This window comes from Pseudomonas chlororaphis (genome assembly GCA_001023535.1).
Classification (GTDB): domain Bacteria; phylum Pseudomonadota; class Gammaproteobacteria; order Pseudomonadales; family Pseudomonadaceae; genus Aquipseudomonas; species Aquipseudomonas chlororaphis_E.
On record CP011020.1, the window covers coordinates 5,576,229 to 5,588,990 of the forward strand.

Below are 12,762 nucleotides of genomic sequence, written 5' to 3' on the forward strand. Positions count from 1 at the left end.
GAATTCAGACAGGCCTGTATCCCTGCGACAACAACCAGCTTCGAACCCCACGCCCCTGAGATTCCGTCAACCCGGCAAGCACCTGCTCGTGCGGCTCCGAGCGTAACCGTTGCACAAGCGGCGCCAGCTCGACCCCGTGCACCTGCCAGGCACCCAAGGGTTGATCCGGGGTAATCACTACCTGCGCCTCAACTACGAACCCGTCACACAGTACAGGGGCGCGCTCAATCTTCAGGGCGTCGAAATTCGCTTCGGCATGAGCGGCCACCGCATCCGGCCACTGTCTGCGAGCAAGCCAGAATGGTTGGTCTTGCCATCGCTGTTCGTCGAGGTAAAAGTCCCGACCAATCCTCGCGAAACGCATGAACAATTGCTCGACTCGCTGCTGGTGAAACCGCTGGGCCAATGCCGATCGCTCGGGTTTGCACAGCAACGTGTTGATCACCGTCGGCGCCTGCAGTGCCGAGGATAATGATTGGAATATGCCGTTTCCCGAGAGCGGATCGACCGCCATCGCAGCGTCACCGACTCGTATCCAATGATCGCTGCAAACGTGTGGATTCAGAATTGCCGTGCTGCTGCGTGCAAGCACCTGCACATCGATCTGACGCTGCGGGCCAAAGAATGCTTGCGCAACAACCGAATCCAGACGTCGCTCAAGACAATATTGAAGTAGATCGCGCTTATCAGGCAGGTCGGCACTGGCGACATCCAGCGTCCACTGCCAATAACACTGGCCATCGGCTCGCCGAGCCATCCATACCCAACCGTCCTTGAGGCTTTCTACTGCGCTGGCGGTGGCACCCGGCCGACCTTGCCATCGATTGAGCAAGCTTACGGTCTCCGGCCCACGCACACCTTTACCAAGCGAGGGGGCTTGGCGTCCTCGTGCCTCTACCAAGAAGTCCGCCTTGATTGCGCCATGTCCTTGGACCTCGACTTTGTGCCCGTCCGTTGAGCTTTCGATGCCCAGCACGCGTCCGTCTATCAACTCCACCCCGGCCAGGCGCAAGTCTTCCCGTAGCCCTTTATCGAATGTCGTACGGTCCAATAAATATTCTATGTTTTGGGAATGTTGCTGACCGTTCCACGCGACTTCGCGCTGTGAAGGCAATGTCGCGTCGCCCAAGGCGTGATGGAATCCCGCGCTGTGCAAAGCCTCAAGCACACGAACCGAGACGCCCTCCAGCGCTGCGAATCTTCGCCATTCGCTGGCCAGCGAGACCGAATAACCTAACCGCCGTAACCCCAGCGCCACCGCCGCTCCGGCCGGTCCGGCACCAAGGATGAGTATTCTGGGGCCAGTCATCGGCAAGGCCTCTCGCCCGAGCCAACGAAGGGATACAAGGAACGTGCTTGAAACATCATGCAAATCCTCATGATCAGATTTCGTGTTGGACCGATTTAGGCCTCAACACGCCGTCGAGCAGCTCAAAATGTAGGTCTGCATTGGCCAGTGTTGAAGGGCGATGACTGATCAGGATTCGCGTGCGCCCGGCAAATAATCGGTCGATGGCTTCGATGACGTCACGCTCGGTGGCTTCATCTACCGCAGACGTGGCTTCGTCCATGACTAAAATCATCGGATCCTGTAGCAGTGCCCGAGCGATTGCGATTCGTTGTTTTTGTCCGCCAGACAATTGTTGACCGCGTTCACCCAAAGGGCTGTCGAGCCCTTCGGGCAGTGACGCGATCAAGCTATCAAGCTGCGCGAGTTGCGCCACTGCGGTTATGGCTTCCCGACTGGCGTGCGGCACGGCGTAGGCCAGGTTGTCGGCGAGACTGCCACGAAACAACACGATGTCTTGGCTGACCACGGCAATCCGTTGCCGTAGCTCGAACAGGTCGAACTCTCGCAGGTCGATTTCTCCCAACAGCACCCGCCCAGCCTGTGGATCGAGGTGGCGCTGAAGAAGGTCTATCAATGTTGATTTACCCACCCCGGAGCCACCGCTCAGCGCAACTTTCAAGCCATAAGGAATGCACGCATCGACACCGTGCAGGGTGCTGAGACGACCTGGATGGGTGAAGTGAACGTCATCGAAACGCAACTCCCCTTGGGCGGGCATCGGCTTGGGTAATACAGGGCTGAGGACAGTAGGCTCTTCGCCGCGTAGCTCCATGACCCGCCCGAGACTGACCGTCATCCTTTGTATCGCAACATAAAGGCCCAGCAGGCTTTGGACTGGTCCCACCGCCATCCCTAGGTAAGTGGAAAACGCGATCAACGCACCGAGTTGCCACGTGCCTTGAACCACCCAGTAGCCTCCCAGGAGAAAGGCACAGGCACGCGCCAATGACGTTAATGTTCCCGGAACAGCCTGCGTAAAAAACTCGGTAATCTGCAGCTTCAGCAATTGCTGCATATAGCCCTGTCCCAACGCTTCCAATCGATTCGATTCTCGCTTTTGCTGACCGGCAGATTGAATGAACTTCATCACTGGCAGTGTCTCGACCATGAACGACGAAACGTCCGCAGAACACTCACGCAACCGCCTTACATCGCGCTCGACTTTGCGGCGCATCCAGCGCAACCACAGGATGTCGAAAGGAATCAGCACCAGAACCAGCAGCGACAGCTTCCACGACAGCGTCACTAACATGACTACCGCACATATCAGCCCGACCACGCTCGATACTGCCGAAAACAATGAGTCCACGGCAAAGCGCTGGATCTCAGCGACATCACCATCTAGCCGTGACATCACATCACCGATGCGTCGTTGAGCATAAAAGCTCGGCGCCAAGGTTTGCAGGTGTCGATAAAGGTCGTCACGTAGCGAAAATAAAATCCGTCCGGACAAGCGTGTGTGCAAGTAACGATTCATCCCCGAAAGCACTGTTCCGAGTATGCCTGCGACGATCATCAGGCTTGCGATTGTTACCAGCTTCGAAAAGTCTCGTGCGAGCAAACCATCGTCGATCAGAAGTTTCGTCAGCCAAGGTTGCAGCAACACCAAAAGCGAGGCACAAACTGACAAGCCGAGCAGCCCGACGATGGCCAGTCGATGCGGACGTACAAAGCTGTAAAGCCAACGCAACGCAGCCAGCAACGACTCTGGATGCTGGCTGTCGATCAGCCAAGAAATCAGTCGCTGCATCGAACAGCTCCGCATGGCACAAAGGTACTTATTTTTATCATGGTCAATCCCTGCGCCAGTGTCTTATGTAGATCTGCGCTTTCAACCATCACCTTAGATGCAAATTATGAGCCAGCCTGGCAATCGATCAGTGTGCACGCTCGCGTACTATGCTCCCTGGCCCTCCTCCCGCCTAAGGCCAGTTGGCGCCTTCATGCCTGAGCATCCAGTCTGCAAGGGGATTCAGGAAGGCTCATAACTGGGATGCTGATTCCCCCGGCTTCCGAGTTATGGAGAACACAAGTGTTCAGGAACTGAACACATTTCGCTGATCACTCAACCTGAGGCTCGACCGTCATGGTAGAACTCGATACGATTCATAAGTAATTTTAAGACGAACGTGAAAATTGCACGAGCGGTATGCGTATATAGCAACAAACAAGACATAGTCGCTACAGCCGCTCCTCCCCTGCTCGAAATTCTCGTGGGCTCTTGCCTGTGAGCCTACGGAAGAAACGCGCAAAGTAGGTCGGTTCGGCAAATCCGAGAGCATCACTGATCTGAGCAACACTCATTGTGGTGTAAATGAGTTGGCGCTTTGCTTCCAAGAGCAAACGTTGGTGAAGGAGGGGCAAGGCACTTTCGCCTGTCCATTCTCGGCATGTGGCATTCAATGTTCGAGCAGAGACACCGAGCCTGTGAGCAAGACTTTCAAGCTTGGGTTGAAGCTTGAATTCTGTATCGAGCAAACGCTGAAAGCGCCGCATCAATTCATGCCCGGACCTTAAAGGCGCGCTCTTGCTGCGATGCTGAATTGTTTGGCGTGCAAGCCACACGAGAACTGGCTGGATAAAGGATTGGAGCATCACATCCCGACCTGGCTGACTGCTGTGATATTCCTTGCTGAGTGCTGAAAGCTGCGCATAAAGGTGGTTCTTGTCATTACCTACTGACCAGCCGCCAGGACTCTCAAAAACGCTTGAATCTAACCCGGTGATTACACCCAATCTGGCCACCAAAGGCGCTGCCATGGTCACCACATATCCATCTACATTTTTATAAAATCGAAATCCATAAACACGCAAGGGAGGTATGAACTGCAGCGTGGCATCATTAACCACACTTGCTTGGCCCTCAATCTCGATCTGTGCGTGACCCTGGTGGATATACAAAACCTGGGCAAGATCGACGTGTCGATGAGGCGTGATTTCCCAGTGATGCAGACTGCTTCGCTTCGGTATGAATTCGTGAAGTTATAGAAAGCTTCAGTTAATTGCCTCCAATGTTCATAAAGCAATGCACAACGGCACCCTACATATAGCAGAGGGTGTCCAGAAGGTAAATTTAGCCGCGCAGTCATTCCATAGCATTGGCTCGGCAGTGAGCGTTATCAATGATATTGACATTGCAGATTGCCGCGCGGCGGAACAACAAAGTCGTGTGGCAGAGGAAGCAAGTAGAGGAGTACCCAAAATTCGCGATGTAACAGAGGCGCTATCTGAAAAAAGCCGACAATCTTACCAAACTAGCCAAACGTTAAATGATCAAGCTATCAAGCAGAAGAACTTGGTAGATGTCTTTAAGATCTAAAATTCATGACGTTTTATCCAACTCATAGGATAACTTGGACAGCTGGAGCTTTTCCTATAGCGGCTCTCCCTTATAAGGGCACCTATTCAGTACAAGCTCCAGGTGAACGGACGACCACGGGCTACGCATGCCCGGGCATGATTACGGCCTAGCGTCAGTTCAATCACCGACTAAGATCGAACGATCAGCGTTTGCAGATTGCCAGTCTTAGCCACTGAGCGAAAAATCAGGCTACCAATAACAATTCAAATCCCGTCTTGCTGTAAGGGGAGGCCTGTATGCAAATTGAGCCGACACAACCAGGGCTTAAGCCCAAATCCTTAGGTGTCTCCGACATCGTCTTTTTTGTAATTGCAGCTGCGGCCCCGCTCGGCGCCACCCTTGGTGCAGGCCCTGTGGTTTTCGCTATGGGAGGTACAGGCGCTCCAGGCATCTATCTAATCGCCTCGCTCGTCCTGCTGCTTTTTGCCATTGGATTTGCAGCGATGAGTCGTCATGTGATCAGTGCTGGTGGCTTCGCCGAGCTAGTGACTCACGGATTAGGACGAGCAGCAGGCAACGCAGCTGGCGGAATCGCGCTACTTGCCTATATCGCGATGTTGACTGGCATCTACGGTCAATTCGCTGCGTTCGGGGCAGACCTTGCTCTGTCGATGGCGGGATTGCAGATGGACTGGTGCGTCGTAGCTCTTCTCATCATTGGACTGGTCGGTATTTTCGGATACATGGACGTTAAAGTGTCAGCCAAGGTGTTAGGCGTGCTGATGATTTTCGAGATCCTGATCCTGCTTGTCTTTGACATCGCGGTCATCGCCCAAACGGACGCCAAGAATTTCTCTTGGAATGGCTTCCTGCCCTCCCAGATATTCACACCTGGCCTTGGGGTGGCATTGATGTTCGCGTTTTGTTGCTTTGTAGGATTCGAGTCAACAACCATTTATGGGGAAGAGGCGAAGAACCCGAGCCGCACAGTTCCCCTTGCTACATATGTTGCCATTGCCATTATCGGGATCTTTTACACGCTTACTACTTGGTGTCTCGGTCTGGCATATGCGAATAGCGATGTTCAAAGCCTCGCCGCCAATGACATGATCAATTTCGTGTTCAATGCCAACACACAGTACGTCGGCTCCCTTTCTACCGAAATCATGAAAATCCTGGTAGTCACGAGCGTCTTTGCCGTGTTGCTCTCTTTTCACAATGCCCTGAGCCGCTATCTTTTCGCACTGGCTCGCAGCCACTTCGTACCTCACCAGCTCAGCCGAGTACATCCAAAACACGCTAGCCCTTACGTTGCAAGCATTGCGCTATCGATCACAACCGTCGTCGCCGTTGGTGTCTTCATGATCACCAATGCCGACCCGATAATGCACCTCTACATGTGGATGGTTGGACTTGGCACCCTTGCTGTACTCGCCTTGCAGACTTTGGGGGCAGCCGCTGTCGTGGGATTCACTCTCCAAACCCAGAGATGTAATAAATGGCAAGGCGTGATCGCTCCCACCCTTGGTGGATGTGGATTGGCAACCGCCGTTGTTCTCGCCGTGGCAAATTTTGGCGAACTCACCGGTACTAAGGAAGGTATCGCAACGCTGCTTCCATGGTTGGTTGTGATAGCGGCCTCGCTGGGAGTTTTTAATGGACTCCGAGCCAAAGGGAAATTTCCTGTGACACCTGCGATTACCTGAAGCGACCACCTCCCCACTAGCAAAATTGAATAAATATCGATGGGTGGTTCTTAAATTTGTGGGGCCACCACAGAAAGGTCAGCGACCCAGAATCCAATGCTACGGTCGTCATAAAATTTCGGAGAGTAACGTGAACAAAAATCATCCTTACAGCGACCTGAATCTGCAGTTGATAGGGGGAGTTTGGCGCGAAGGTCGGACGGCGCGTTCCATGACTGTTAGCGACCCGTTCACCCAGCAAACGCTGCTTGAGATTGCCTTGGCTAACAAGGACGACTTGAATGAAGCCTATGCTAAAGCCAAAGCAGCACAACCCGGTTGGGCGGCAATGGGGCCATCTACGCGAGCGGGTGTGCTCCTAAGAGCTGCTCAGATTTTTGATGAGCGCCATGACGAGTTGGTTGAATGGATCATTTCCGAATCAGGGAGCACGCGAATCAAAGCTGAGATCGAATGGGCGTCAGCTAAAGCTATCACTTTGGAGGCTGCTTCATTCCCAAGCCGGGTTCATGGCCGCATAGTGGAATCCGATGTGCCCAATAAAGAAAGCCGCGTTTATCGGCGCCCACTCGGCGTTGTTGGGGTAATCAGCCCTTGGAACTTCCCATTCCATCTTACCCAGCGATCTCTGGCACCGGCGTTGGCTCTCGGCAACGCTGTAGTTGTGAAGCCTGCCAGTGACACTCCAGTCACCGGAGGCCTCCTGCTTGCGCGCATCTTCGAAGAAGCAGGACTGCCAGAAGGAGTTCTCAGCGTGGTCGTGGGAGCGGGATCAGAAATTGGCGACGACTTCGTTCTCCATCCTGCACCAAGCTTTATCTCCTTCACAGGATCAACCCCGATTGGCCAAAACATCGCCCGCCAAGCTGGTAGTGGCGATTATTTGAAACATGTGGCGTTGGAATTAGGCGGTAACAACCCTTTTGTAGTGCTAGCTGATGCGGATCTCAAGCAAGCAGTTCACGCGGCTGTTATAGGCAAGTTTCTGCATCAAGGCCAAATTTGTATGGCCATCAATAGAATCATTGTGGAAGAGCCGATTTACGACGCTTTCGTCTCCCTGTTCGTTCAGCGCGTCAGTAAGCTGGTAATCGGTGATCCTAAAAACCCGGGGACCTCGGTTGGCCCGGTGATCAACAGCAAACAATTTGCCGGATTAGCTCACAAGGTCGAACAGGCCAAAGCGGAAGGCGCAACATTGGCTTACGCTGGCGAATCTGCAGGACTCGTATTTGCGCCGCACGTTTTCACTGAAGTGACATCCGACATGGAATTAGCCTACGAAGAAATCTTCGGGCCTCTTGCCGGGATAATGCGTGCACGGGATGCTGATCATGCATTGGAACTGGCTAACGCTACCCGTTTTGGACTTTCCGCTGCAGTCTTTTCGGGTGACATCGAACGCGGCGTGCAATTTGCTCGGCGCATCCATTCTGGTATGGCCCATGTGAACGACATGCCGGTTGCGGATGCCCCTAACGTCCCCTTTGGTGGGGACAAGAACTCAGGCCTCGGCAGATTCAATGGCGACTGGGCAATTGATGAGTTCACAACCACTCAATGGGTATCTGTTCAGCGGCAACTCCGCCACTATCCTTTCTGAGCACACCCTCCAGCTTGCCAATTGACTGGAGGGGTAGGCGCATACACTCCTGGAGCTCGCAAGTGGTTAAGCCACTTCGCAGCGACGAGCCTCAGGAATACAGGAAAGAGAGCTTTCAAGAGTATCTGTCACACAGCGTCGAAGCGATCTAACAGATGGCGACCTGTTACCAGCAAGTGTGGCCAAAGCCAATGAGCTACGTGGCGCGTCTGCTAGGGGTACGTACCGCACGCCAGGGTGACTAAATAAGCGTGTGGCTGTCAGTGGGAACGTATCAAACGCGCCACTATAGGCCACAGCAGCCAAGCTCTCAGGAATCGATTGGACATACGCTCCAATCCGGCAGGCTTCATGACGCTCCGCCCCCAAACTCCAGTAAGCAGCCCATTCGGTGGGAGCTCCCTCACCCGCTACCGCGAATGGTTGCTCGATCAAGTCTGAAATAGTAAGGATCGAGGCATGTGCCATTTCATGATTGGCCGGTACGGCAGCGACTCGCGGTTCATCAAACATCACATCGAGCTCAAGACGTGGATCGCAAATCGGTAGCCTAATGAGCGCAGCATCTACCTTGCCAGAGATGAGCGCTTGCACCTGATTTGTCATGGACAGCTCAGTAAACACCAACCGGATACCAGGATTGCTCTGCTGAAAGAGTGTGAAAATAAGGTGGGTGAGTTCACCCGCAGCATCCCCGAAAAAGCCTAACTTCAAGACACCACGACTGTTTTCAGCTAGGGCACGGCATTCTAGGATCGTATTGTTCATGCTCCCTAGGAGCGTGCGGGCCTGATCTATGAACGCCTGACCTGCCTCAGTCAATGAAACACGATGACTGGTACGTTCAAATAATCTGAAGCCCAGCTCGCTCTCAAGCTTAGCAATTTGAGCGCTCAAGCCAGATTGGGCAATGTTCTCGATCTCGGCTGCCTTACCAAAATGGAGGGTCTCAGCAAGCCTGGTTGCCAAGAGAAGCTGTCTAGTGTCCATTGAGGGTACCTGCTACTCACGGAACGTGTGAAAGAGCTATCCGTAGCAAAATTCATGCAATTCAATGCATTCGCTTTAAAGCGGCACTCACTTCCCGACCTGCGGATCCCGGGCCACTTTACTAAACGAATAATGCGCCCAAATGGGGCAATTCGTTAGGTTTTTTCGTACACGGCCATCTCGAATTTGCTTGAATCACCCTTCGGCGCTCACGGAGCCGTCCAGTTCGTGATTTAGGAAACTGCGATGCGGGGCGAGCCGACAAAAAATGCCCTCGTATTGTGCGCATATGGGGGCAGCCAAGAGCACACAGTAACAAGCCGTATTGAGCGGTAACACATGGCGATTTGCGCGATGCCTTGTCCTCTGCCGGAGCGCCATATTTCAATTCATGATCATATTCCATTGGAGTCTAAAAACTGGGCAAATGGACGGTGGCAGTTCAAGATGCGCGATTTTGCTAGTTTTGCCAATAAGCAACAATCACAAAACACGATCAAGCAATCTATATATCGCCATTGCCCACGTACTAATTGTCAAAATACTATGACCTTAGCTTTCGTCAAGTGCACAGGAGCCGAAGCTGTATTTGTGAGGACAAGCAAAGCCTCATGACCTTCAATTCTGGTGTCGAAAACTAAAAACGTAATGCACCTAAACTATTGGCAAAGCCTGAGAACCAATCAAAAACAACCATAATCTAAGTAAACTTGGAAATAGCCATGAAGCTTAATTACCAGCAATCGCTAAAAAATTTCTCTGAAGCCTTTTCTCTTTCCAAGAAAGAAACCTCGAAAGGAAAGGAATACATTCCGGGAGGTTTTAGCAGGCGCACATTTGGCTATGGCCCACATGCGATTTTCGTCGATAAAGGCGAAGCTCAATACCTTCATACCATCGAAGGTAAAAAACTTCTCGACCTCAATAATAATTTCGCTACCAATGTACTAGGTCATAATCACCCAGCGATTATAAAAGCAATTCAGGAAACGCTACCCAATGGTTTCTCATTCGGGAATCCTACCAACCACGAACTTGATCTGGCCAAGCTGATTTGTGAGCGCATCGATTCTGTTGAACAGGTAAAGTTTTTTTGCTCTGCAAGCGAGGCATGTTTGAGTGCCGTGCGTATCGCTAGAGGTTATACAGCTCGTAAAAAGATTGCAAAATTTGAGGGCGGATACCACGGCTTTTCAGATGACTTGGCGATTTCCGCCCACCCTAACCCGAACAATTTCCCTGGCCCGGATACTAATCCGAAAGCACTTCCAGATTCCGACGGCATTCCTGCCTATAAAAGCGATAACATCATTGTTCTGACCCAAAATGATTTTGAGTCCTGCGAAAAAATCCTTCGTGGCAATGCGGACGAAATTTCATGTTTGATTATGGAATTGCAGACTTGCGCGGGCGGAATTGTAGAGCTGGATAAAAATTTTGTACAAAAGCTTCGAGCCCTTACTAAAGAGCTGGGCATCTTGCTAATCGTTGATGAAACCATAACACTACGTGCGAACTTCAAAGGTCTGCAAAGTGAGTATCAAATCAAGCCAGATTTGACCGTCCTCGGGAAAATGATCGGTGGCGGCCTGCCAATTGGCGCAGTGGGCGGCAGCAAAGAGGTTTTTCGGGTAATCGAGGAAAATCAGGTCATGATCTCAGGCACCCACCATGGTCACCCATTGGCCTGCGCAGCAGGCATTGCCTGCCTTAAAGCCATGGATAGGAAGGCATATGCACGACTCAACGAAATGGCGGCGAAGATCAAATCCGAGCTGAATACTTGGGCCAAGGAGTCCAAATACCCATTTACCGTGTTCGGATCTTTCTCGGTATTTGCTTATGCGTTCACTAAAGAGCTCGGTCAGACCATTAACACTCACCGTGACTACTGGCACAAAATTGACGAGAACAGTATGAGTATCTATGCATTGGAAATGGCTACTCGTGGCTACTACCCAGTCCACCGTGGCCAAGTCGGACTTACGCTTCCTATGACGGACGAGGATGTCGATGGCTACATCGAGACCACTAAAGACATCATACGCCTTATTTACGCCAAGGACTGAGTTTTAGGCAGGCCAATTATTAAGCCTTCGATGCCTATGACTACCGTTGATTGTCATAGGCATTTGGAATCCCACAATTTACTTTTTCTTGTGCATGGACGTACAAGGTACCTGAAGAGCCCAAGCCAGTGTCCTGCTCCCAAATTAAACAGCGTGCCTGAGCAGCTCCACTAACTGGGCATGCAATGCCGGATCACCACAGGCAACGACAGCCCCGCCGTTCTGAGCTGCGCTCCCATCCCAGGTAGTAATCACCCCACCGGCACCTTCGATGATCGGTATCAGGGCCTGAACGTCGTAAGGCTGAAGACAGGCCTCGATAATCACATCAACGAAACCCGAAGCCAGCATGCAGTACGCATAACAATCACCACCGAAGCGAACTAACTGCGCCTGATTTGCCACGGATTGAAAAGCATCTCGCCGTACAGATGAATCGAACATATCGAGTGTTGTGCACATCAGTGTTGCTGAGGAAAGACCTTGGCATAAGCGTGTCTGCAGTTTCGTACCATTGCACCAAGCACCATCCGAAGTCCCTATGTAGCGCTCGCCAGTGAACGGCTGATTCATCACGCCGAGCACAGGACGCTGACCATCGTTTAGGGCTATTAGCGTCCCCCATAGTGGCAAGCCGGTAATAAAAGCTCGGGTACCGTCGATGGGATCGAGCACCCAAGTCAGCTCACTGCAACCTACGATTGAGCCCTCCTCCTCACCAAGAACTCCGTGTTGGGGATACCGATCCTGAATCAGTTCGCGCATGGCTCGTTCAGCAGCCTTGTCGGCCAAGGTGACAGGATCGAAGACCCGCCCACCCTTATCCTCGACATCTAGTTTTGCTCGAAAGTAGGGCTGAATAGCATCGGCGGCAGCCTCAGCTAGCTGCTCTGCAAACGCTTGGTACTCAGCAGTCTGCGCTGCACTGATGGTCATCGACGCTCACCTCGGTTTGGCATAAGGACTTGGAAAAGTCCGAGGCATATTTTAAGCCCAACAGCTTCATATCTTCCACAAACAAACCCTCAAAGGGAACTTTGTACTCAAACCAAAATAACTTGATGAGCCAAGACTTAGCAGTCGCCTGCAGCTCACCGATCCAGGTTCACACCCAAAGATAGAAGTCGCTCTATCTTTTTAGTAGCCTCGCGCATCAACTGAGTTAGCGATGGAAGATCACGCTCATCTTTGCGGTACTGAGGAATCGTAGCCGAAATTGACCCGCGAATTTTACCATCTGCAAAAAATGGCACAGCCAAGCCGAATGCGCCGAGTACACGCTCACCGTCACCTGTGGCCCAGCCTCTTTCGTGAATGACCTTTAACTCCGTCTTGAGCACTTCACGAGAAGTAATGGTTGCCTCTGTAATTTTTTCAAGCTCGATAGAATCGACTAATTTTTGATCACAGAAAGCTAATACAGCTTTACCAGCTGCACCGGCATAAAGCGGTACTGCCACGTTGACCTGCAGCTTGTACTGAATCGGTCGCCATCCTTGAATTACGTCAAGAAACTCAGCTTTTTCAGTAGCTTCGTCATAGGCGAGTAACGCGATCGTCTCACCGGTTTCCTGGACTAATCCTGACAAAATTGGCCGGGTGAGATCAGCGAGGTTGCGATGATCGCCGCCAATCTTGGACGCCCATCGATAGAGTTTTGAGCCAGGAAACAAGGTTGAGCCAGATAGACTGACAATACCCGCCTGGACTCCAGATTGTATCAATCGTTTAGCAGTCGCCTC

The 12,762-nt window shown here is 52.1% G+C and carries 8 protein-coding genes and 1 pseudogene; 3 read left to right on the forward strand and 6 right to left on the reverse strand.

Annotated features, from left to right (window positions below; translation table 11 throughout):
• Positions 1 to 4: 4 nt before the first annotated feature.
• From VM99_24325 to VM99_24335, 3 genes and pseudogenes are all read right to left on the reverse strand, one after another.
• Entirely contained in the window at positions 5 to 1,309 is a 1,305-nt protein-coding gene (locus VM99_24325) for an FAD-dependent oxidoreductase (protein AKK01035.1), read from the reverse strand.
• Between the two features lie 73 nt (positions 1,310 to 1,382).
• Positions 1,383 to 3,101 (reverse strand): ABC transporter ATP-binding protein, encoded by a 1,719-nt coding sequence (locus tag VM99_24330; GenBank protein ID AKK01036.1) that lies wholly within the window; start codon positions 3,099 to 3,101, stop codon positions 1,383 to 1,385.
• A gap of 431 nt (positions 3,102 to 3,532) precedes the next feature.
• Positions 3,533 to 4,333: pseudogene (locus VM99_24335) on the reverse strand (AraC family transcriptional regulator).
• A gap of 615 nt (positions 4,334 to 4,948) precedes the next feature.
• Here VM99_24335 and VM99_24340 point away from each other — a divergent pair.
• Both VM99_24340 and VM99_24345 read left to right on the forward strand, forming a co-directional pair.
• Entirely contained in the window at positions 4,949 to 6,358 is a 1,410-nt protein-coding gene (locus VM99_24340) for an amino acid permease (protein ID AKK01037.1), read from the forward strand.
• A gap of 130 nt (positions 6,359 to 6,488) precedes the next feature.
• Positions 6,489 to 7,961, forward strand: a complete 1,473-nt coding sequence (locus VM99_24345) for an aldehyde dehydrogenase (GenBank protein AKK01038.1) — start codon at positions 6,489 to 6,491, stop codon at positions 7,959 to 7,961.
• Positions 7,962 to 8,027: 66 nt separating this feature from the next.
• Here VM99_24345 and VM99_24350 read toward each other — a convergent pair whose 3' ends face one another.
• The gene (locus VM99_24350; GenBank protein AKK01039.1) at positions 8,028 to 8,951 is read right to left on the reverse strand and encodes a hypothetical protein; all 924 of its coding nucleotides are present in this window, start codon (positions 8,949 to 8,951) and stop codon (positions 8,028 to 8,030) included.
• 722 nt (positions 8,952 to 9,673) lie between these two features.
• Here VM99_24350 and VM99_24355 point away from each other — a divergent pair.
• Entirely contained in the window at positions 9,674 to 11,020 is a 1,347-nt protein-coding gene (locus VM99_24355) for a glutamate-1-semialdehyde 2,1-aminomutase (GenBank protein AKK01040.1), read from the forward strand.
• Between the two features lie 144 nt (positions 11,021 to 11,164).
• Here the strand turns inward: VM99_24355 and VM99_24360 are convergent, their stop codons facing one another.
• Together VM99_24360 and VM99_24365 are read right to left on the reverse strand one after the other, a co-directional pair.
• The gene (locus VM99_24360) at positions 11,165 to 11,956 is read right to left on the reverse strand and encodes an inositol monophosphatase (protein AKK01041.1); all 792 of its coding nucleotides are present in this window, start codon (positions 11,954 to 11,956) and stop codon (positions 11,165 to 11,167) included.
• Positions 11,957 to 12,111: 155 nt separating this feature from the next.
• Complete coding sequence (locus VM99_24365) at positions 12,112 to 12,744, reverse strand: hypothetical protein (GenBank protein ID AKK01042.1); 633 nt, start codon at positions 12,742 to 12,744, stop codon at positions 12,112 to 12,114.
• Between the last annotated feature and the right edge of the window lie 18 nt (positions 12,745 to 12,762).